The organism is Streptomyces sp. NPDC102437, assembly GCF_044765565.1.
Classification (GTDB): Bacteria; Actinomycetota; Actinomycetes; order Streptomycetales; family Streptomycetaceae; genus Streptomyces.
The window spans coordinates 23,248-43,723 of record NZ_JBIWKI010000018.1 but is presented as its reverse complement, the minus strand read 5'-3'; the positions used below and the strand labels follow the sequence as shown (position 1 = coordinate 43,723).

The window sequence follows — 20,476 nt, the reverse complement described above, 5'->3', positions numbered from 1 at the left end:
TCGCCCTCTCGAACACCGGTCGCCGTAGAGTGGACACGTGCCCAGGATTCGAGCGGCCTCGGTGGCCGAGCACCGGACCATGCAGCGCGGCGCCCTCCTGGACGCCGCACGCTCCCTGCTGTCCGAGGGTGGTACGGAAGCGCTGACCTTCCCCGCTCTCGCCGAACGGACGGGCCTCGCCCGGTCCTCCGTGTACGAGTACTTCCGTTCCCGCGCGGCAGTCGTGGAGGAGCTCTGCGCCGTCGACTTCCCCGTCTGGGCGGCCGAGGTCGAGAACGCGATGGAGCAGGCCACGACGCCCGAGGGCAAGATCGAGGCATATGTGCGCCGGCAGCTCGAACTCGTCGGGGACCGCCGCCACCGGGCGGTCGTCGCCATTTCGGCCAGCGAGCTGGACGCCGGGGCGCGCGAGAAGATCAGGGCCGCGCACGGCGGGCTGATCGCCATGATCGTCGAGGCGCTGGGCCACCTCGGGCACGCGCAGCCGAGGCTGGCGGCGATGCTGCTCCAGGGTTCGGTGGACGCCGCGGTGCGACGTATCGAGCTGGCCGTCGCCGAGGAGCCGGCCGTGATCGCGGACACCGCCGTCGGCATGATCCTCCGAGGCGTACAGGGCGCACGGAGCTGACGCGGTCGCCGCGTCCCGGCGACCGCGAGCAGAACGCCGGGGGCGGCGAGCCCGTCCCCGGTCCTTCCGTCGGCGCGCGCGGCCCCGGGCACGCCGAATACCGGAAGAAGCCGGGACGGGCCCCGTCGCAGCAGTGACGGCGGTAGCAACGACAGCGGATCCAGATACGTGTCACCGCGCCGCAGGCCCCAGTGCAGACAGTCCGCCGCGCAGTGGGAGGGCCCCGCCTCCACGATCGCCACCGCCTGCCCCGCCGTCACCTCCTCGCCCTTCGCGACGAGCGCCCGCACCGGTTCGTACGTGGTCCGCAGCGGGGGATCACCGCTGTCGGCCACCTCGATCGCCAGCACCCCGCGTCCCGCTACCTGCCCCGCGAACGAGACCTTTCCCGGGGCGGCGGCGAGCACCGCAGCACCCGGCTCCGCGGCGAGGTCGACGCCCCGGTGGCCCCGCCCGTAGGTGCCGGCCGGGGGCTCCCAGCCCCGTACGACCACGGGCCGCCCGGCGAGCGGCCAACTCCGGCCGCCGTCCGGCGCCGGCCCGGATTCAGGCACGGGCGCGGGCGCGGGCGCGGATGTGGACGTCGGTCTGTCGGCTGCGGGCGCAGGCCTCGACGTCGGTCTCCCGGCTGCGGGAACGGGCCTCGGCGTCGGTCTCCCGGCTGCAGGAACGGGCGCGGGGTTCGGCCCGCCGGCCGCGGCGACCGGTAAGCCGCACACTGCCGCCGGCAGGACCACCATCGCCACCACGAGCGCCTTCCGCAGGCGTGCGGGAACGGGCTCCGCAGGAGCGGCCGAACCGGTCGGATCAGTTGTGGATCGCATGGCAGAACCGTCCCGCAGCCCCGCGATCCGCGGGGGATCATGAACCGGATCTGTGGACAACCTGCCGGTTGTGGACAGCGCCGTCACCCGGCACTCGGGCCGTCCCGTACACTTCCTATGGCGATCCGGGTCACCGGGTCGACTTCGCACGCCCCGCCACCTCCCTCTCTGCGGACGGTGGCCGCGCTCCTCGGTCCCCAGTGGCACGGCGCGTCGGGGCGTCAGGCGCGACAGCAATCCTGCGGTCGCGACAACCGAGCACCTCAAGGAGTACGGCCATGGCCGTCGTCACGATGCGGGAGCTGCTGGAAAGCGGCGTCCACTTCGGTCACCAGACCCGTCGCTGGAACCCGAAGATGAAGCGCTTCATCTTCACCGAGCGCAACGGCATCTACATCATCGACCTGCTCCAGTCGCTGTCGTACATCGACCGCGCCTACGAGTTCGTCAAGGAGACCGTCGCGCACGGCGGCTCCATCATGTTCGTGGGTACGAAGAAGCAGGCCCAGGAGGCCATCGCCGAGCAGGCGACGCGCGTCGGCATGCCGTACGTCAACCAGCGTTGGCTCGGTGGCATGCTCACCAACTTCTCCACCGTCTACAAGCGCCTTCAGCGTCTGAAGGAGCTCGAGCTCATCGACTTCGAGGACGTGGCCGCCTCCGGCCTCACCAAGAAGGAGCTCCTGGTTCTCTCCCGCGAGAAGGCCAAGCTGGAGAAGACCCTCGGTGGTATCCGCGAGATGCAGAAGGTGCCGAGCGCCGTCTGGATCGTCGACACCAAGAAGGAGCACATCGCCGTCGGTGAGGCGCGCAAGCTCCACATCCCGGTCGTCGCGATCCTCGACACCAACTGCGACCCCGACGAGGTCGACTACAAGATTCCGGGCAACGACGACGCGATCCGCTCCGTCACCCTGCTCACCCGCGTGATCGCCGACGCCGTCGCCGAGGGCCTCATCGCCCGTTCCGGTGCCGCCACCGGTGACTCGAAGCCGGGCGAGAAGGCCGCCGGCGAGCCGCTCGCCGAGTGGGAGCGCGACCTGCTCGAGGGCGACAAGAAGGCCGACGCCGAGGTCCAGACCTCCGCCGAGACCGAGAAGGTCGCGGACGCCGAGGCCGAGAAGGTCGCGGACGCCGAGGCCCCCGCTGCCGAGGCCCCGGCCGCGGACGCCGAGCAGGCCTGACACCCGTCACGGCTGATGACGGCGGGGGTCGGTGCCACAAGCACCGCCCCCGCCGTTCACCCGTAGATCTTTCAGACTTCGAGAGAGAAACCCAGACTCATGGCGAACTACACCGCCGCTGACGTCAAGAAGCTCCGCGAGCTCACCGGCGCCGGCATGATGGACTGCAAGAAGGCGCTCGACGAGGCCGACGGCAACGTCGACAAGGCCGTCGAGGCGCTCCGTATCAAGGGTCAGAAGGGCGTCGCCAAGCGCGAGGGCCGCTCTGCCGAGAACGGTGCCGTCGTCTCCGTCATCTCCGAGGAGCAGACGTCCGGCGTTCTGCTGGAGCTGAAGTGCGAGACGGACTTCGTCGCCAAGGGCGAGAAGTTCCAGAACGTCGCGAACACCCTCGCCGCGCATGTCGCCGCCACCTCCCCGGCCGACATCCAGGCGCTGCTCGCCTCCGAGATCGAGGCCGGCAAGACCGTCCAGGCGTACGTCGACGAGGCCAACGCCAACCTCGGCGAGAAGATCGTGCTGGACCGCTTCGCGCAGTTCTCCGGCGCGTACGTCTCCGCGTACATGCACCGCACCATGCCCGACCTGCCGCCGCAGATCGGTGTTCTGGTCGAGCTGGACAAGGCCGACGCCGAGCTGGCCAAGGGCGTCGCGCAGCACATCGCCGCGTTCGCCCCGAAGTACCTGTCCCGCGAGGACGTCCCGGCCGAGGTCGTCGAGGCCGAGCGCCGCGTCGCCGAGGAGACCACGCGCGCCGAGGGCAAGCCCGAGGCCGCGCTCCCGAAGATCGTCGAGGGCCGCGTCAACGGCTTCTTCAAGGAGGCCACCCTCCTCGGCCAGCCGTACGCGCTGGACAACAAGAAGTCCGTCCAGAAGGTCCTGGACGAGGCCGGTGTCACCCTGAAGCGCTTCTCGCGCATCAAGGTCGGCATCTGAGTCCGTCCGCGAAACACGGTGGACCCCGATAGGGTCTAGTGCAGTCGTCGGCCGCACTCAAGCCGTACGACCGCAGATCTGACGAGGAGGCCATTGCCGCTGAGGGACACCAGACCCACCGGCAATGGCCTTCTTCGTATGTGCACGAGGAGAATCTCCATGAACAAGGGCGCGGACGCCGCAAAAGGTGACCACAAGCGCGACGACGGCAAGGTGGCCGGACGCTTCATGCTGAAGCTGTCCGGAGAGGCGTTCGCCGGCGGCGGGGGTCTCGGTGTCGACCCCGACGTCGTACACGCCATCGCCCGGGAAATTGCGGCAGTCGTCCGCGACGGCGCGGAAATCGCTGTCGTCATCGGCGGCGGCAACTTCTTCCGTGGCGCCGAGCTCCAGCAGCGCGGCATGGACCGGGCCCGGTCCGACTACATGGGCATGCTCGGCACGGTCATGAACTGCCTGGCACTCCAGGACTTCCTGGAGAAGGAAGGCATCGACTCCCGTGTCCAGACCGCCATCACCATGGGGCAGGTCGCGGAGCCGTACATTCCGCTGCGCGCCGTGCGCCATCTGGAGAAGGGTCGCGTCGTCATCTTCGGCGCCGGCATGGGGATGCCGTACTTCTCCACCGACACCACTGCCGCCCAGCGCGCCCTGGAGATCGACGCGGAGGCTCTCCTGATGGGCAAGAACGGGGTGGACGGGGTCTACGACTCCGACCCGAAGAGCAACCCCGACGCGGTGAAGTTCGACGCGCTCGAGTACAGCGAGGTTCTCGCCCGCGATCTCAAGGTCGCCGACGCCACCGCCATCACGCTCTGCCGCGACAACGACCTGCCGATCCTCGTCTTCGAGCTGACCGCCACCGGCAATATCGCCCGCGCGGTCAATGGTGAGAAGATCGGCACGCTCGTGAGTGACCGGAGCACCCGGGTCTGACGACCGGGGGACCTTCCCGGAGTACGACGGGGAGGTCCGGGCCCCCGGGGGCAGCCCCGGGACCGGCCCCGAAGGATGGACAACGGCCTGCCGGTCGGACACCGTGCAGGTGAGGACGCGACGCAGGACCCGCCGGGCCCGAGCACGACGGGCCCACTCAAGACACGCAGGAGCACGTGGTGATCGAAGAAACCCTCCTCGAGGCCGAGGAGAAGATGGAGAAGGCCGTCGTCGTGGCGAAAGAGGACTTCGCCGCGATCCGTACCGGCCGTGCGCACCCGGCGATGTTCAACAAGATCGTCGCCGACTACTACGGCGCGCTGACCCCGATCAACCAGCTCGCCTCGTTCTCGGTGCCCGAGCCGCGCATGGCCGTCGTGACGCCGTTCGACAAGACCGCGCTGCGCAACATCGAGCAGGCCATCCGCGACTCGGACCTCGGCGTCAACCCGAGCAACGACGGCAATATCATCCGGGTGACCTTCCCGGAGCTCACCGAGGAGCGCCGCCGCGACTACATCAAGGTCGCCAAGGGCAAGGCCGAGGACTCCAAGATCTCCATCCGCGCGGTGCGCCGCAAGGCCAAGGAGACTCTGGACAAGCTGGTCAAGGACAAGGAGTCGGGCGAGGACGAGGTGCGTCGCGCCGAGAAGGAGCTCGACGACACCACCGCGAAGTACGTCGCGCAGGTCGACGAGCTGCTCAAGCACAAGGAAGCCGAGCTGCTCGAAGTCTGATGAACGACTCTTCCTGGGGCGCCCCGCAGGGAGCCGGCCGCTGGGGTGCGCCCGAGATGCAGGCTGCTCCGGCCGGTCCTGCATACGATGTGCATGACGCCCAGCAGACTCGGCCCATGCCCATAGTGCCGGACGTTCCCGACGCAGGTAGAGACGCTGACGACCGTGATGACCGGGACCAGGGGGCCGGACGCCTGAGCGGCGGCCCCCTGTTCCGTGACGAGAAGCCGCAGGAGCCCATGCCCACCGCGCCGCCGCCCCCGCAGAAGAAACGTGCGGGCCGTGATCTGCGAGCCGCCATAGGGGTCGGTGTGGGGCTCGGCGCCGTCATCGTCGCCTCGCTGTTCATCGTGAAGGCCGTCTTCGTCGGTGTGATCGTCGTCGCCGTCGTCGTGGGCCTCTGGGAGCTCACCTCACGGCTCCAGGAGCGCAAGGGCATCAAGGCGCCGCTCGTCCCGCTGGCGGTGGGCGGCGCGGCGATGGTGGTGGCCGGTTACGCGCAGGGCGCCGAAGGCGCCTGGGTGGCGATGGCGCTGACCGCGCTGGCGGTGCTCGTCTGGCGGATGACCGCACCGCCCGAGGGCTACCTCAAGGACGTCACGGCCGGCGTGTTCGCGGTGTTCTATGTACCGTTCCTCGCCACGTTCGTCGCCATGCTCCTGACCGCCGACGACGGGCCGCAGCGGGTGCTCACCTTCCTGCTGTTGACCGTGGTCAGCGACACGGGTGCGTACGCCGTCGGCTGGCGCTTCGGGAAGCACAAGCTGGCGCCGCGCATCAGCCCCGGAAAGACCCGGGAGGGTCTGTTCGGCGCCGTCGCCTTCGCGATGGTCGCCGGTGCGCTGTGCATGCAGTTCCTGATCGACGGCGGTTCCTGGTGGCAGGGGCTGCTGCTCGGGCTCGCGGTCGCGGCCAGCGCGACCCTCGGTGACCTGGGCGAGTCGATGATCAAGCGGGATCTCGGGATCAAGGACATGGGCACGCTGCTGCCGGGGCACGGCGGCATCATGGACCGGCTGGATTCGCTGCTGCCGACCGCCCCGGTGGTCTGGCTGCTGCTGGTGCTGTTCGTCGGATCCAGCTGAGAAAGCATTCCTGACCTGCGATTTTACGAGTGAGGGCCCGTTGTCCACAGGACGGCGGGCCCTCACTGTTCTGTCTGCGACACTGGATGAACCATGCCTAAGCCCGGAGAACTCACTTTCGTCGCGCCCCGCGGAGCCAAGAAGCCGCCGCGGCATCTCGCCGACCTCACGCCCGCCGAGCGCAAGGAAGCCGTCGCCGCGATCGGCGAGAAGCCGTTCCGCGCCCAGCAGCTCTCGCAGCACTACTTCGCGCGGTACGCGCACGACCCGGCGGAGTGGACCAACATCCCGGCCGCGTCGCGGGACAAGCTCGCCGAGGCGATGTTCCCCGACCTGATGTCGGTGGTCCGTCACATCAGCTGCGACGACGACACCACCCGCAAGACGCTGTGGAAGCTGCACGACGGGACGCTCGTCGAGTCCGTCCTGATGCGCTACCCGGATCGCGTGACGATGTGCATCTCCTCGCAGGCCGGATGCGGGATGAACTGCCCCTTCTGCGCCACCGGGCAGGCCGGCCTCGACCGCAATCTGTCGACCGCCGAGATCGTCCACCAGATCGTGGACGGGATGCGGGCGCTGCGCGACGGCGAGGTCCCCGGCGGCCCGGCGCGGCTCTCCAACATCGTCTTCATGGGCATGGGCGAGCCGCTCGCCAACTACAACCGGGTGGTCGGCGCGATCCGCCGGCTCACCGACCCGGAGCCGGACGGGCTGGGGCTCTCGCAGCGCGGGATCACGGTCTCCACGGTGGGCCTGGTGCCCGCGATGCTCCGTTTCGCCGATGAGGGCTTCAAGTGCCGTCTCGCCGTCTCGCTGCACGCGCCGGATGACGAACTGCGCGACACCCTCGTTCCCGTGAACACGCGCTGGAAGGTCGGCGAGGTGCTGGACGCCGCGTGGGAGTACGCGGAGAAGTCCGGCCGCCGCATCTCCATCGAGTACGCGCTGATCCGTGACATCAACGACCAGGCGTGGCGCGGTGACCGGCTGGGCCGGCTCCTCAAGGGCAAGCGGGTTCATGTCAATCTGATCCCGCTGAACCCCACGCCCGGTTCCAAGTGGACCGCCTCGCGGCCCGAGGACGAGAAGGCCTTCGTCGAGGCGATCGCCGCCCACGGGGTGCCGGTCACCGTGCGGGACACCCGCGGCCAGGAGATCGACGGGGCCTGCGGTCAGCTGGCGGCGGCCGAGCGCTGAGGCCGATAGGGCCCGTGTAATCTGGGCCCGAAATCAACTTCATATTCCGACAGGGGAGCGCCACAGCGCTGAGAGTGCGGCACCGAGGACAGGTCGGCCGCAGACCCTCTGAACCTCGCCCGGGTCATTCCGGGTAGGAAGTTCGGTCATCAACTCATGCTGTTGCGCCCTGCCCGCTTACCGCGGGCAGGGCCGCGTCTCTTCCTGGCCAAAACCCAGGAGGAATACACAAATGATCACCACGCGCAGGAGTAGGCAGCTCGCGGCTTCGGCCCTCGCCGCCGCGCTCGGCGTCACCGCACTCGCCGGGTGCGGGAGTTCCGACGACACGTCCTCCGGTTCCGGCGGCACGAAGGGCTCGGGCTCCAAGACCGTGACCCTCGTCAGCCACGACTCCTTCAACGCCTCCAAGGACGTGCTGAAGCAGTTCACCGAGGAGACCGGATACACCGTCAAGGTGCTGAAGAGCGGCGACGCGGGTGTCGCGCTCAACCAGGAGATCCTGACCAAGGGCTCCCCGCGCGGCGACGTGTTCTTCGGCGTCGACAACACGCTGCTCTCCCGCGCCCTCGACAGCGGGCTCTTCACGCCGTACGAGGCGAAGGGCATCGACCGGGTCGCGGCGGACACCCGGCTCGACGCCGACCAGCACCGGGTCACCCCGATCGACACCGGTGACATCTGCGTCAACTACGACAAGAAGTACTTCGCCGACAAGAAGCTCGCGCCGCCCCGGTCCTTCGACGACCTGGCGAAGCCCGCGTACAAGGACCTGCTCGTCACCGAGAACGCAGGGACCTCCTCGCCCGGTCTCGGCTTCCTCCTCGGCACCGTCGCCACCTACGGCGAGAAGGGCTACCAGGACTACTGGAAGAAGCTGGAGCGCAACGGCGTCAAGGTCGTCGACGGCTGGGAGCAGGCGTACAACGAGGAGTTCTCCGGCTCCGCGGGCGGAAAGAAAGCCAAGGCAGACAGGCCGCTCGTCGTCTCGTACGCATCCAGCCCGCCCGTCGAGGTGCTGTACGCGAAGCCGCAGCCGGCCGAGGCCCCGACCGGTGTCGCCACCGGGACCTGCTTCCGCCAGATCGAGTTCGCCGGTCTGCTGAAGGGGGCGAAGAACGAGGCGGGCGGCAAGGCACTGCTGGACTTCCTGATCAGCAAGAAGTTCCAGGAGGACATGCCGCTCAACATGTTCGTCAACCCGGTGGTCAAGGACGCGGCGCTGCCGGAACTCTTCACCGAGTTCGGCGCGACGGTGGCCAGCCCGACGACCGTGGCCCCGGACCGGATCGCCAAGAACCGTGAGCAGTGGGTCCAGTCGTGGTCCTCGCTCGTAGTGAAGTAACGAAGAGTCCCGTACGCGGAACGGACGCGGGCGGGAAGACTCCCCGCCCGCGGTCCGCGCACGCGGCTGCCGCTCGCGCGAAGGCCCGGCGCGGGAGCGCGGTGCGGCTCGGCCTGATGGCCGTGCCCGTCGCGTTCTTCGCGCTGTTCTTCGCCTACCCGGTCGCGGCGATCGTCGGCCGGGGCCTGAAGGTGGACGGCGTCTGGCAGCTCGGCCGGATAGGCGAGGTGCTGACCCGGCCGGAGATCCGCGACGTCCTCTGGTTCACCACCTGGCAGGCGCTCGCCTCGACGGCGGTGACCCTGCTGATCGCGTTGCCCGGCGCCTATGTCTTCGCCCGCTTCGACTTCCCCGGCAAACAACTGCTGCGGGCGGTCGTCACGGTGCCGTTCGTCCTGCCGACCGTGGTCGTCGGGACGGCCTTCCTGGCGTTGCTGGGACGCGGCGGATTCCTCGACCAACTCTGGGGCGTACGGCTCGACACCACCGTCTGGGCGATTCTGCTCGCCCATGTCTTCTTCAACTACGCGGTGGTCGTACGGACGGTGGGCGGGCTGTGGTCCCAGCTCGACCCCCGGCAGGAAGAGGCCGCCAGGGTGCTCGGCGCGGGACGGTTCGCCGCCTGGCGACGGGTCACCCTGCCGGCCCTGGCACCCGCCGTGGCCGCCGCCGCATTGATGGTCTTCCTCTTCACCTTCACCTCCTTCGGTGTCGTTCAGATCCTCGGCGGCCCCGGTTACGCCACCCTCGAAGTGGAGATCTACCGGCAGACCGCGCAGTTGCTCGCCCTGCCGACGGCCGCTGTGCTGACGCTGGTGCAGTTCGCCGCGGTCGGCGCGATCCTCGCCGTACACGCCTGGACCGTACGGCGCCGGGAGACCGCGCTGAAGCTGGTCGACCCCGCGCAGACCGTCCGCAGGCCGCGCGGCGCCGGGCAGTGGGCGCTGCTCGGCGGGGTGCTGCTGACCGTGCTGCTGCTGATCCTGCTGCCGCTGGGTGTGCTGGTCGAGCGCTCCTTGGACACCACCGGCGGGCATGGCTTCGACTTCTACCGTGCCCTGTCCTCCGTGGACGCGGGCGGCGGTACGTTCCTGGTCGCGCCGCTCGAAGCGATCTGGAACTCCCTGCAGTACGCGCTGGTCGCGACGGTCATCGCGCTGGTCATCGGCGGGCTGGCCGCCGCCGCGCTGACCCGGCGGGCCGGCCGGCTGGTGCGCGGTCTCGACGCGTTGCTGATGCTGCCGCTCGGGGTGTCCGCGGTCACCGTCGGCTTCGGTTTCCTGATCACCCTGGACAAACCGCCGCTGGATCTGCGGACCTCCTGGATCCTGGTGCCGCTCGCTCAGGCGCTGGTCGGTGTGCCCTTCGTCGTACGGACCCTGCTGCCCGTGCTGCGCGCGGTGGACGCGCGGCTGAGGGAGGCGGCCGCGGTGCTCGGGGCGTCGCCGCTGCGGGTCTGGCGGGAGGTCGATCTGCCGCTGGTGCGGCGGGCGTTGCTGGTCGCGGCCGGTTTCGCGTTCGCCGTCTCGCTCGGTGAGTTCGGCGCGACCGTGTTCATCGCCAGGCCCGACCGCCCGACGCTGCCGGTCGTCGTGGCCCGGCTGCTTGGGCGGGCCGGGGAGCTCAACTACGGCCAGGCGATGGCGCTGAGCACCATCCTGATGGTGGTCTGCGCCGTCTCGCTGCTGCTGCTCGAACGTATCCGCACGGACCGGTCCGGGGAGTTCTAGGAATGCTGACACTGGAATCGGCCACGGTTCGCTTCGGCGAGCGGGCGGCGATCGACGCGGTGGACCTGGAGGTCGCCGAGCACGAGATCGTCTGTGTGCTCGGGCCGAGCGGAAGCGGCAAGTCCACCCTGCTGCGGGTGGTCGCCGGACTGCACCCGCCGGACGGCGGCCGGGTGCTGCTGGACGGCGCGGACCAGGCCGGGGTGCCGGTGCACCGGCGTGGGCTCGGCCTGATGTTCCAGGACCACCAGCTCTTCCCGCACCGGGACGTCGGCGCCAACGTCGCCTTCGGGCTGCGGATGCGCGGGGTCTCGCGCCGCGACCAGGAGCACAGGGTCGGCGAACTCCTCGACATGGTGGGCCTGCCCGGCGCCCAGCGGCGCGCCGTCGCCGCCCTGTCCGGCGGTGAGCAGCAGCGCGTGGCCCTGGCCCGGGCCCTAGCCCCGAGCCCCAAGCTGCTGATGCTGGACGAGCCGCTCGGCCAGCTCGACCGCGGTCTGCGGGAACGGCTCGTCGTCGAGCTGCGCACGCTCTTCGGCCGCTTGGGCACCACGGTGCTCGCCGTCACCCACGACCAGGGCGAGGCGTTCGCCCTGGCCGACCGGGTGGTGGTGATGCGTGACGGGCGGATCGCCCAGGTGGGCACCCCGCTGGAGGTCTGGCAGCGGCCCGCCTCCGCCTTCGTCGCCCGGTTCCTCGGCTTCGACAACGTGGTCGGGGCGACGGTGACCGGTGCCGTCGCCGACACGGTGTGGGGCAGGGTGCCGGTGCCGAAGGGCTCGCCGCAGGGGGCGTGCGATCTGCTGGTGCGGCCGGCCGGGGTCAAGATCGGCGCCCTGGACGAGGGGCTGCGCTGTGTGGTCGGGACGCGCACGTTCCGGGGCAATCATGTCGCGGTGCGGCTGAAGCCTGAGAGCGGTCCGGAGCTGGAGGCGGAGTGCGCGCTGCGGGAAGTCCCCGAGGAGGGCACGACGATCGGGGCGGGCTTCGACGCGGCGGAGACAGTGGTCCTGCCCGCCCGGCTCTGACCGCCGCCCAAGGCTGCCCGGGGACGGCGCGCACCGGTCGCGGGAGCCGCCCATCGGCCGGAGGATTGCCGGATGCGCCGGAGTGCGGCGCCGGCCGCCCAGGGACCCGGTGGGACGCCCTCGCGGGCGGCCCCGGGACCGTGCGGCAGATCCGGAAGGACAGGGACATGACCGAGTCAGCACGCGAGGGCATCGACATCACCCGCATCCTCGACGCCCCGCCGGAGAAGGTCTTCACGGCCTGGACGACGCCGGAGCACTTCGCGGCCTGGTACGGCGGCGACGCCGAGGTGCCGCTCGACCGGGTGTCGATGGACGTCAGGCCGGCCGGCGCCTGGAACCTGGTCATGGTGGTGCCCGGCACCGAGATGCCGTTCCACGGCGTCTACCGGGAGGTGGTGGCCCCGGAGCGGCTGGTGTTCACCCTGAAGGACGCCTCCGCGCCCGCCGACGTCGAGGGCGAGACCGTCACCGCAACCTTCACCGACCGCGGCCACGGGACCACCGAGATGGTCTTCCGGCAGCGCGGCGGCAACCTCACGGCCGAGCAGTACGCGGCGGCCGAGGACGGCTGGGAGGCCTTCTTCGACGCGCTCGTGGCCCGGCTCGCGTCCTGCTGAGCCCGGACGGGACCTACGCGTACAGCCGGGCGAGTGCCTCGGGGGCCTCGTCCACCGTGTCCACGAGCACGATCAGGGACTCCATCGCCCGGCCGGCGGCCAGCGCGCGCAGCAGCGGCCACGTGGGCAGGGCGCGTGTCCAGTGGGCGCGGCCCACCAGCACCATCGGGGTCGGTCCGCCGAGCGAGCCGTAGTAGTTCGGCGTCGCGTTGTCGAAGATCTCCTGTACGGTGCCGGCCGCTCCGGGCAGGAAGATCACGCCTGCCGTGGAGCGGGTGAGCAGTCCGTCCTCGCGCAGTGCGTTGGCGAAGTACTTGGCGATGCGGTCCGCGAACGGGTTCGGAGGCTCGTGCCCGTAGAACCAGGTCGGGATCGAGACGGAACCGCCGCCGCCCGGCCAGCGCCGCCGGACGCCGAAGGCGGCCAGTGCCCAGTCGGTGACCGACGGGGTGAACGAGGGGGCCGTGGCCAGCAGCGCGCAGGCCTCGTTCAGTACGGGATCGGGGTGCGGCGCCGTGTACGCCCCGAGGTTCGCGGCCTCCATCGCGCCGGGCCCGCCGCCGGTGGCCACGGTCAGACCGCCTCGGGCCAGGGTCCGGCCCAGCCGGGCCGCGGCCGCGTACGGGGCGCTGCCGCGGGCCGTCGCGTGGCCGCCCATCACCCCGACCACGCGGGCGCCGGTCAGGAACTCGTCCAGCGCGTCGGAGACCGCGTCGTCGTGCAGCGCCCGCAGCATCGACGCGAGGGTGTCGCCGTTCGCCCGGGTCCGCTGGAACCAGCGGTACGCGCGGGCGTCCGGTGTGGCCGCGTAGCCGCCGTCCGACAGCCCCTCGTAGAGCGCGTCGGGGGTGTAGAGCAGGCCGCGGTACGGATCGAAGGGGAGTCCGGGCACCGGCGGGAAGACGAACGCGCCGTCGGCCCGTACCTTCGCCGTCGCCCCGGGCTCCATCCTGCAGCCGAGGAAGACGGCGCCCGCCGTGTCGGTGGCCAGCAGGGCGGCGCCGCGGTCCGTCAGGTCGACCGACTGCACCCGGTGCCCGGCCAGTGACCCCGAGGCGACCGCCTCGTCGAATTCGGCGAGCGACCCGATCTCGGGGCCGGGCGGCGGGGGAGTGAGATCGTCCGGATTGTCCACGTTGTCATGCTACGTAGCGGCCGGGGTGCGGGGTGTGGTCCGCGGCGCGCGTGCTCAGGCCGTCAGCGGCAGTGCTGCCAGCTCGGCGATAAGCCAGGTCAGCGGGGCGAAGACGATCAGCAGGGCGGCGGCGCGCAGGGCCGTCGCGGCCCGCAGTGCCGATACCGGGGCGCCGAGCCGCAGCAGCGCCCGCGCCGTCTGTGCGCGCGCCTGCCGCGCCTCCAGTGCCGAGGTCATCAGCGTCGCCGTCGTGCAGCCGAGCACGAGCACCGCGCCAAGGACCGTCAGCGGGCCGAGGGGGTGGGGCTTCGTCCCGTAGAGAGCGTAGGCGGCGACCGCCGCGGCGAGCACCGCGCAGACCACCCCGAGCGGCCGGCCGATCCGGCGCGACTCGTCCATCAGCACCCGGCCGGCCAGCAGCCGGACGGCGCCGGGGCGCGCCGCCTGCAGCAGCCGCCCGCACAGATACGCCAGCCCCGGGCCCGCCATGGCCAGACCGGCCGCCGTCAGCGTCCACCCCACCAGCACCCCCGTCGGGGTGGCGTCGAGCCCGCCGGGCAGCGGGAGCAGGCTGCGGACGTCGCCCCGGCTCATGTACGCCTCGACGGCGAGGCCCGCCGCGGTAAGCGCCACTCCCCATGGCAGCCCAGTGGGAGGCGCCGCCGGACCGGGGGCCTCCGGCTCCGTCAGGACCTCCGAGTCGTCCGGGGCGGCCGCGACCACCGGCTCGGCGCGCAGCGCGAGCGCGCTCGCCGTCGCCGCGGCCACCGGGACCAGGGCCAGCAGCACCAGCGCGGCAGCCGGCGGCAGCGGGGTCTCGGCGTCGAGCAGTCCGGCCGCGGCGCCGTCGAACGGCAGCCCGGACAGATCACCGCGCAGATGCAGGTAGAACAGCAGCGCCACCATCGACCCGAGGGTGCAGGAGACGGCGGTGGAGGCCGCGGCGAGCACCGCGAGCCGGACCGGCCCGAGGCCCACGGCGGACAGCCCGGAGCGCGGCCGGGTGCTGGGGTCGGTACGTGCCACCGCGACCGCGAACTGCACGGTGGCGGCGAGCGGCACGAAGCACCACAGCAGGCGCAGCACGGCGCCGGTGGAGTGCGCCGGGTGCGCCGAGGCGTAGCCCAGGGCGCACAGCAGCAGGAAGCCGACACCGGCGGAGGCGGCGGCGACCAGCAGCCGCCTCAGCAGGACCAGCGGATGGGAACCCCGGGCTAGACGGAGAGCGAGCACGCCGCGCGGCCTTCCGTATCGGACCCGGCGGGCAGGGCGACGGTGGCGACGCGACGGCCGTCCAGCAGCGGGACCGTACGGTCGGCGAGGGCGGCGATCTCCGCGTCGTGGGTGGCGAGCACGATCGTGATCCCGTGCGAACGGGCAGCGCTGGTGAGGGTGCGCAACACATGCGTCCGGTCGCTGCGGTGCAGGGTCGCGGTGGGTTCGTCGGCGAAGATCACCGTGGGGGCGGCCGCCAGGGCGCGGGCCACGGCGATCCGCTGGCGCTGCCCCTGGAGCAGGGTGTGCGGCCGCTGCCTGGCGCAGGCGCCGATGTCGAGCCGCTCCAGCCACTCCAGGGCGGCCTTCTTCGCCTCCCGGTGCGAGGTGCCGCGCAGCAGCAGCGGGAGAGCGGTGTTCTCCCAAGTGTTCAGCTCGGGCACCAGCTGGGGCTCGGGGGCGATCCAGCCGAACCGGTCTCGGCGCAGCCGCTCGCGCAGCCGGGGGCCCATGGTGTGGATGGGGACGCTGTTGAACCACACCTCGCCCTGCTCGGGCACCAGCTGACCGGACAGGCAGTGCAGCAGGGTCGTCTTGCCGCAGCCCCGGGGGCCGGTCACGGCGAGGATCTCGCCGTCATGGACTCCCAGGGATACGCCGCCGAGCGCGGGTGAGCCGTTGTGGGAATGTTGCAGGGAGCGCGCCCAGATCACGTCGTTGTCCGGCGGGGCCACCATGGCGTACACCTCGGTTCAGATCGTAATTCCCGTCCCCCGTACGGGGGAACGAAGTCGGGGGCGATCGGTCACTCGGCACCGTAAGGATTCGAACCGCGGTGAGCGCACAGCACACGGCCCGGGTGCGCCCCTTCCCACTCGAATGGGCGCATCCGGGCCGTGTGGACCGTATGAGGATGACGGCTGGAAGCCGGTCGAACAGTGGTCAAGCGATGGTCAAGCGACGGGGCGGTCCGACCGGCGGCCGATCCGTGGTCGGGCCGCCGGTCGTCATGCCGGTCAGAGCTTGGTCCATGCCTCCGTGAGGACGGTGCGCAGGATGCCCTCGATCTCGTCGAACGTCGACTGGTCGGAGACCAGCGGCGGCGCGAGCTGGACGACCGGGTCGCCGCGGTCGTCGGCCCGGCAGTACAGGCCGTTGTCGTACAGCGCCTTGGAGAGGAAGCCGTACAGGACGCGCTCGGTCTCCTCGTCGGTGAAGGTCTCCTTGGTGGCCTTGTCCTTCACCAGCTCGATGCCGTAGAAGAAGCCGTTGCCGCGGACGTCGCCGACGATCGGCAGGTCGAGCAGCTTCTGCAGCGTCGTGAAGAACGCGTTCTCGTTGTCCAGGACGTGCTGGTTGAGGCCCTCGCGCTCGAAGATGTCGAGGTTGGCGAGGCCGACCGCCGCGGAGACCGGGTGGCCACCGAAGGTGTAACCGTGCAGGAAGGTGTTGTCACCCTCGTAGAACGGCGCGGCGACGCGGTCCGAGACGATGCAGGCACCGATCGGGGAGTAGCCCGAGGTCATGCCCTTGGCGCAGGTGATCATGTCCGGCACGTAGCCGAACTTGTCGCAGGCGAACATCGTGCCGAGACGGCCGAAGGCGCAGATGACCTCGTCGGAGACGAGCAGCACGTCGTACTTGTCGCAGATCTCGCGGACACGCTGGAAGTATCCGGGCGGCGGCGGGAAGCAGCCACCGGCGTTCTGCACCGGCTCCAGGAAGACCGCGGCGACGGTGTCCGGGCCCTCGAAGAGGATCTCCTGCTCGATCTGGTCGGCGGCCCAGCGGCCGAAGGCCTCGGGGTCGTCGCCGTGGATCGGGGCGCGGTAGATGTTGGTGTTCGGCACCTTGTGCGCGCCGGGCACCAGCGGCTCGAAGGGGGCCTTCAGGGCCGGCAGGCCGGTGATGGACAGGGCGCCCTGCGGGGTGCCGTGGTAGGCGACCGCACGCGAGATGACCTTGTACTTGGTCGGCTTGCCCTGGAGCTTGAAGTACTGCTTGGCCAGCTTCCAGGCGGTCTCGACGGCCTCGCCGCCACCGGTGGTGAAGAAGACCTTGTTGAGGTCGCCCGGGGCGTAGTCGGCGAGGCGCTCGGCCAGCTCGACGGCCTTGGGGTGGGCGTAGGACCACACCGGGAAGAAGGCCAGCTCCTGGGCCTGCTTGTACGCGGCCTCGGCGAGCTCGTGACGGCCGTGACCGGCGTTGACCACGAACAGGCCGGACAGGCCGTCCAGGTAACGCTTGCCCTGGTCGTCGAAGATGTAGGTGCCCTCGCCACGCACGATGGTGGGAACGGGCGCGTTCTCGTAGTCCGACATGCGGGTGAAGTGCATCCACAGGTGGTCGTACGCGGTTTGGCTGAGGTCCTTGCTCACGGCTATCGGGTTCCCCACATATAGGTCTGCTTCTTGAGCTTCAGGTACACGAAGCTCTCGGTGGAGCGCACACCGGGGAGGGCCCGGATGCGTTTGTTGATCGTTTCCAGCAGGTGGTCGTCGTCCTCGCAGACGATCTCCACCATCAGGTCGAAGGAGCCCGCGGTCATCACCACGTACTCGCACTCGGCCATGGCCGACAGCGCTTCGGCGACGGGATCGAGGTCTCCCTCGACATTGATGCCGACCATCGCCTGCCGCCGGAACCCCACGGTGAGGGGATCGGTGACGGCGACGATCTGCATCACGCCCTGATCGAGCAGCTTCTGGACTCGCTGTCGCACGGCCGCCTCGGAGAGGCCGACGGCCTTGCCGATCGCGGCGTACGGACGGCGTCCGTCCTCCTGGAGCTGCTCGATGATTGCGAGGGAGACGGCATCGACCGTTGGTGACGATCCGTTCCCGGTCCTGGAGTCTGCGCTGCGACTGGCCACGGATCCACTGTGCACCGGGACTCGTCGGTCTGGCAAGCCCGGATCGATGAAATTCGTTGTTTGAGGGTTCGGATCTAACTGAATCCGAAGTTCGCGGCGGTTGGGCATGTCGAAAGCGACACCCGAGCGACTACCCTGGGCATCTCACCCATTGGACGTGTCGACAGGAGGGGTGGTTGTGACCACCGAGGTGCGCCGTCTGCGCAACTACATCAACGGAGAATTCCGGGACGCCGCTGACGGGCGGACCATCGATGTGATCAACCCGGTGACGGAAGAGGTCTACGCGACCTCGCCGCTCTCCGGGCAGGCCGATGTCGATGCCGCGATGGACGCCGCCGCGGCCGCTTTCCCCGCCTGGCGCGACGCCACGCCCGCCGAGCGCCAGAAGGCCCTGCTGAAGATCGCGGACGCCTTCGAGGAGCGCGCCGAGGACCTCATCGCCGCCGAGTCGGAGAACACGGGCAAGCCGCTCGAACTGACCCGTACCGAAGAGGTCCCGCCGATGGTGGACCAGATCCGCTTCTTCGCGGGTGCGGCCCGGCTGCTCGAAGGCCGATCGGCCGGCGAGTACATGGAGGGTCTGACCTCCATCGTCCGGCGTGAGCCGGTCGGCGTCTGCGCGCAGGTCGCGCCGTGGAACTACCCGATGATGATGGCCGTCTGGAAGTTCGCCCCGGCGCTCGCCGCGGGCAACACCGTCGTCATCAAGCCGTCCGACACCACCCCGGCGTCGACCGTGCTCATCGCCGAGATCATCGGCCAGATCCTGCCCAAGGGTGTCTTCAACGTCATCTGCGGCGACCGGGACACCGGCCGCGCGATGGTCGAGCACCCGACCCCGGCGATGGCCTCCATCACCGGCTCGGTACGGGCCGGCATGCAGGTCGCCGAGTCCGCCTCCAAGGACGTCAAGCGGGTCCATCTGGAGCTCGGCGGCAAGGCACCGGTCGTCGTGTTCGAGGACACCGACATCGCCAAGGCCGTCGAAGGTATCTCCGTCGCGGGTTACTTCAACGCCGGTCAGGACTGCACGGCCGCGACCCGCGTCCTGGTCCACGAGTCCATCCACGACGAGTTCGTCACCGCGCTCGCCAAGGCCGCCGCCGACACCAAGACGGGGCAGCCGGACGCCGAGGACGTGCTCTACGGCCCGCTCAACAACGCCAACCAGCTGAAGCAGGTCAGCGGCTTCATCGAGCGGCTCCCCGCCCACGCCAAGGTCGAGGCGGGCGGCCACCGGGTCGGCGACAAGGGCTACTTCTACGCCCCGACCGTAGTCTCCGGCCTCGAGCAGGACGACGAGATCATCCAGAACGAGGTCTTCGGCCCGGTCATCACCGTCCAGAAGTTCACCGACGAGGCCCAGGCCGTGGAGTACGCCAACGGCGTCGAGTACGCCCTGGCCTCCTCGGTGTGGACCAAGGACCACGCCCGCGCCATGCGGATGTCCAAGAACCTCGACTTCGGCTGCGTGTGGATCAACACCCACATCCCGCTCGTCGCCGAGATGCCGCACGGAGGCTTCAAGAAGTCCGGCTACGGCAAGGACCTCTCGGCGTACGGTTTCGAGGACTACACCCGCATCAAGCACGTCATGACCTCGCTCGACGACTGATATTCCGTCAGCAGGCAGGTCACGGCCCCGGGCGCCCGCCCGGGGCCGTTCCCGTTCCCCGGGACCGTACCGTTGCGCCCGCATCGACAGGGTGTGCGGACGGAGCGGGTGGCGCTGGACGGTTGGTCCATTGCCCGCGCCGCCGGCCGACCGGCATCCTGCGCAGGTGCGAGCAACCCCGAAGAACCCCATGCCCCGCCGGTCCCTGCTGCGCGCCTTCGGAGCCACGGCCGCCGGTGTCACGCTGGCCGGCTGCGGAGTGCCCGCCGCCTATGTGGAACCCGGCGACCGCGCCGGACGCGACACCTCGGCGAACGATCACACCCTGCACTTCGCCAACTGGCCCCTCTACATCGACACCGACGACGAGAACGAGTCGAAGCGGCCCACTCTCGACGCGTTCACGAGGCGGACCGGGATCTCCGTCACGTACACCGAGGAGATCAACGACAACGACGAGTTCTTCGGGAAGATCAGCCCGGCGCTGATGAACCACCAGGAGACCGGCCGGGACCTGATCGTCATCAGCGACTGGATGTCCGCCCGGTTCGTGCGGCTGGGCTGGGTGCAGGAGATGGACCGGGCGAAGCAGCCGAACGTCGCCAAGTACCTGGACCCGCAACTGCGTTCGCCCGCCTTCGACAAGGGCCGGATGCACAGCGTCCCCTGGCAGTCCGGGATCACCGGCATCGCGTACAACCGCAAGAAGCTCGGCCGCGAGATCAAGCACCTGAGCGATCTGTGGGCGGACGACCTGCGTGGCAAGGTGACACTGATGTCCGGGCTCGACGAGTCCATGGCCCTGCTGATGCAGGGCAACGGCGTCGACATCACCCGCTGGCAGCCGGACGACTTCTACCGGGTGTGCGACCAGGTCGAGAAGCTGGTGAAGAAGCGGCACATCCGCCGCTTCACCGGTAACGACTACATCAAGGACTTGTCGACCGGCGACGTGCTCGCCTGCCAGGCCTACTCCGGCGACGTCATCCAGCTCCAGGCGGACAACCCGGAGATCGAGTTCGTGGTCCCCGAGGAGGGCGCCGAGCTCTGGGCGGAGTCACTGATGATCCCCAACCTCGCGCGCCACAAGCGCAACGCGGAGCGTCTTATCGACTACTACTACGAGCCGGAGGTCGCCGCCGAGCTGGCCGCCTGGGTCAACTACGTCTGCCCCGTCCCGGCCGCCCGCGACGTGCTGGCCTCCGCGAAGGACAAGGAGACCGCCGAGCTCGCCGGGGATCCGCTGATATTCCCCGACGACGCGATGCGCAAGCGGCTCGCGATCGCCCGCGACATCACCTCCGAGGAACGCACCGGGTTCGCGAAGAAATGGAACTCCATCGTCGGCCTGTGAGCCGTACCCAGCCGTACCAGGGGTGGCGT

The 20,476-nt window shown here is 70.2% G+C and carries 18 protein-coding genes, 1 pseudogene and 1 riboswitch; of the genes and pseudogenes, 13 read left to right on the top strand and 6 right to left on the bottom strand.

Annotation, left to right across the window (positions count from 1 at the left end):
- The first annotated feature begins 61 nt into the window (after positions 1 to 61).
- Complete coding sequence (locus ACIRJP_RS23095) at positions 62 to 628, top strand: TetR/AcrR family transcriptional regulator (RefSeq protein ID WP_404177470.1); 567 nt, start codon at positions 62 to 64, stop codon at positions 626 to 628.
- Positions 629 to 714: 86 nt separating this feature from the next.
- Here ACIRJP_RS23095 and ACIRJP_RS23090 read toward each other — a convergent pair.
- Positions 715 to 1,452 (bottom strand): annotated as a pseudogene (locus ACIRJP_RS23090) (peptidoglycan DD-metalloendopeptidase family protein); the annotation flags it as partial.
- Positions 1,453 to 1,730: 278 nt separating this feature from the next.
- Here ACIRJP_RS23090 and rpsB point away from each other — a divergent pair.
- From rpsB to ACIRJP_RS23040, 10 genes are all read left to right on the top strand, one after another.
- Positions 1,731 to 2,636: a 30S ribosomal protein S2 gene (rpsB, locus tag ACIRJP_RS23085; RefSeq protein WP_404177205.1), complete on the top strand. Its 906-nt coding sequence runs from the start codon at positions 1,731 to 1,733 to the stop codon at positions 2,634 to 2,636.
- A gap of 99 nt (positions 2,637 to 2,735) precedes the next feature.
- A complete protein-coding gene (gene tsf / locus ACIRJP_RS23080) occupies positions 2,736 to 3,572 on the top strand; it encodes a translation elongation factor Ts (protein ID WP_404177202.1) in 837 nt (278 codons plus the stop codon).
- Between the two features lie 159 nt (positions 3,573 to 3,731).
- Positions 3,732 to 4,508, top strand: a complete 777-nt coding sequence (gene pyrH / locus ACIRJP_RS23075; RefSeq protein ID WP_404177199.1) for a UMP kinase — start codon at positions 3,732 to 3,734, stop codon at positions 4,506 to 4,508.
- 179 nt (positions 4,509 to 4,687) lie between these two features.
- Positions 4,688 to 5,245: a ribosome recycling factor gene (gene frr / locus ACIRJP_RS23070; protein WP_072487217.1), complete on the top strand. Its 558-nt coding sequence runs from the start codon at positions 4,688 to 4,690 to the stop codon at positions 5,243 to 5,245.
- Positions 5,245 to 6,330: a phosphatidate cytidylyltransferase gene (locus ACIRJP_RS23065; protein ID WP_404177195.1), complete on the top strand. Its 1,086-nt coding sequence runs from the start codon at positions 5,245 to 5,247 to the stop codon at positions 6,328 to 6,330. The genes frr and ACIRJP_RS23065 overlap by 1 nt, the downstream gene beginning before the upstream one ends.
- Positions 6,331 to 6,423: 93 nt before the next feature.
- Positions 6,424 to 7,530, top strand: a complete 1,107-nt coding sequence (gene rlmN, locus ACIRJP_RS23060; protein WP_404177192.1) for a 23S rRNA (adenine(2503)-C(2))-methyltransferase RlmN — start codon at positions 6,424 to 6,426, stop codon at positions 7,528 to 7,530.
- Positions 7,531 to 7,571: 41 nt separating this feature from the next.
- Positions 7,572 to 7,688, top strand: a riboswitch (TPP riboswitch).
- A gap of 74 nt (positions 7,689 to 7,762) precedes the next feature.
- Positions 7,763 to 8,875, top strand: coding sequence for a thiamine ABC transporter substrate binding subunit (locus tag ACIRJP_RS23055; RefSeq protein ID WP_404177189.1), 1,113 nt, complete (start codon positions 7,763 to 7,765; stop codon positions 8,873 to 8,875).
- A 116-nt stretch (positions 8,876 to 8,991) separates the two neighbouring features.
- On the top strand, positions 8,992 to 10,605 hold the full coding sequence (locus tag ACIRJP_RS23050) for an ABC transporter permease (protein WP_404177467.1): 1,614 nt from the start codon (positions 8,992 to 8,994) through the stop codon (positions 10,603 to 10,605).
- 2 nt (positions 10,606 to 10,607) lie between these two features.
- Positions 10,608 to 11,633 (top strand): ABC transporter ATP-binding protein, encoded by a 1,026-nt coding sequence (locus ACIRJP_RS23045; RefSeq protein ID WP_404177186.1) that lies wholly within the window; start codon positions 10,608 to 10,610, stop codon positions 11,631 to 11,633.
- Positions 11,634 to 11,800: 167 nt separating this feature from the next.
- Entirely contained in the window at positions 11,801 to 12,253 is a 453-nt protein-coding gene (locus ACIRJP_RS23040) for an SRPBCC domain-containing protein (RefSeq protein WP_404177183.1), read from the top strand.
- 13 nt (positions 12,254 to 12,266) lie between these two features.
- Here the strand turns inward: ACIRJP_RS23040 and ACIRJP_RS23035 are convergent, their stop codons facing one another.
- The 5 genes from ACIRJP_RS23035 to ACIRJP_RS23015 all read right to left on the bottom strand — a co-directional run bounded on the left by ACIRJP_RS23035 (position 12,267) and on the right by ACIRJP_RS23015 (position 17,490).
- On the bottom strand, positions 12,267 to 13,388 hold the full coding sequence (locus ACIRJP_RS23035) for an LOG family protein (protein ID WP_404177180.1): 1,122 nt from the start codon (positions 13,386 to 13,388) through the stop codon (positions 12,267 to 12,269).
- A 54-nt stretch (positions 13,389 to 13,442) separates the two neighbouring features.
- Positions 13,443 to 14,621 carry a hypothetical protein gene (locus ACIRJP_RS23030; RefSeq protein ID WP_404177177.1) on the bottom strand — a complete coding sequence of 393 codons (1,179 nt, stop codon included), beginning with the start codon at positions 14,619 to 14,621 and terminating at the stop codon, positions 13,443 to 13,445.
- Positions 14,603 to 15,340 carry an ABC transporter ATP-binding protein gene (locus ACIRJP_RS23025; protein WP_404177174.1) on the bottom strand — a complete coding sequence of 246 codons (738 nt, stop codon included), beginning with the start codon at positions 15,338 to 15,340 and terminating at the stop codon, positions 14,603 to 14,605. Before ACIRJP_RS23025 ends, ACIRJP_RS23030 begins: the two co-directional genes overlap by 19 nt.
- Before the next feature lie 279 nt (positions 15,341 to 15,619).
- Positions 15,620 to 16,999: an aspartate aminotransferase family protein gene (locus ACIRJP_RS23020; protein ID WP_266729411.1), complete on the bottom strand. Its 1,380-nt coding sequence runs from the start codon at positions 16,997 to 16,999 to the stop codon at positions 15,620 to 15,622.
- Entirely contained in the window at positions 16,984 to 17,490 is a 507-nt protein-coding gene (locus tag ACIRJP_RS23015) for an Lrp/AsnC family transcriptional regulator (protein WP_404177171.1), read from the bottom strand. The genes ACIRJP_RS23020 and ACIRJP_RS23015 overlap by 16 nt, the downstream gene beginning before the upstream one ends.
- Positions 17,491 to 17,653: 163 nt before the next feature.
- Here ACIRJP_RS23015 and ACIRJP_RS23010 point away from each other — a divergent pair, with 163 nt between their 5' ends.
- Both ACIRJP_RS23010 and ACIRJP_RS23005 read left to right on the top strand, forming a co-directional pair.
- Positions 17,654 to 19,093 carry a gamma-aminobutyraldehyde dehydrogenase gene (locus ACIRJP_RS23010; protein ID WP_404177168.1) on the top strand — a complete coding sequence of 480 codons (1,440 nt, stop codon included), beginning with the start codon at positions 17,654 to 17,656 and terminating at the stop codon, positions 19,091 to 19,093.
- Positions 19,094 to 19,283: 190 nt separating this feature from the next.
- Positions 19,284 to 20,447 (top strand): PotD/PotF family extracellular solute-binding protein, encoded by a 1,164-nt coding sequence (locus tag ACIRJP_RS23005; protein ID WP_404177464.1) that lies wholly within the window; start codon positions 19,284 to 19,286, stop codon positions 20,445 to 20,447.
- Positions 20,448 to 20,476 lie beyond the last annotated feature (29 nt).

Excerpts from the sequence above, each read along its gene's own strand:
- ACIRJP_RS23005 (WP_404177464.1), top strand. The coding sequence starts at position 19,284 with ATGCCCCGCCGGTCCCTGCTGCGCGCCTTCGGAGCCACGGCCGCCGGT.
- ACIRJP_RS23040 (WP_404177183.1), top strand. The coding sequence starts at position 11,801 with ATGACCGAGTCAGCACGCGAGGGCATCGACATCACCCGCATCCTCGAC.
- rlmN (WP_404177192.1), top strand. The coding sequence starts at position 6,424 with ATGCCTAAGCCCGGAGAACTCACTTTCGTCGCGCCCCGCGGAGCCAAG.
- ACIRJP_RS23055 (WP_404177189.1), top strand. The coding sequence starts at position 7,763 with ATGATCACCACGCGCAGGAGTAGGCAGCTCGCGGCTTCGGCCCTCGCC.
- ACIRJP_RS23050 (WP_404177467.1), top strand. The coding sequence starts at position 8,992 with ATGGCCGTGCCCGTCGCGTTCTTCGCGCTGTTCTTCGCCTACCCGGTC.
- ACIRJP_RS23025 (WP_404177174.1), bottom strand. The coding sequence starts at position 15,340 with ATGGTGGCCCCGCCGGACAACGACGTGATCTGGGCGCGCTCCCTGCAA.
- ACIRJP_RS23045 (WP_404177186.1), top strand. The coding sequence starts at position 10,608 with ATGCTGACACTGGAATCGGCCACGGTTCGCTTCGGCGAGCGGGCGGCG.
- tsf (WP_404177202.1), top strand. The coding sequence starts at position 2,736 with ATGGCGAACTACACCGCCGCTGACGTCAAGAAGCTCCGCGAGCTCACC.
- rpsB (WP_404177205.1), top strand. The coding sequence starts at position 1,731 with ATGGCCGTCGTCACGATGCGGGAGCTGCTGGAAAGCGGCGTCCACTTC.
- ACIRJP_RS23065 (WP_404177195.1), top strand. The coding sequence starts at position 5,245 with ATGAACGACTCTTCCTGGGGCGCCCCGCAGGGAGCCGGCCGCTGGGGT.
- pyrH (WP_404177199.1), top strand. The coding sequence starts at position 3,732 with ATGAACAAGGGCGCGGACGCCGCAAAAGGTGACCACAAGCGCGACGAC.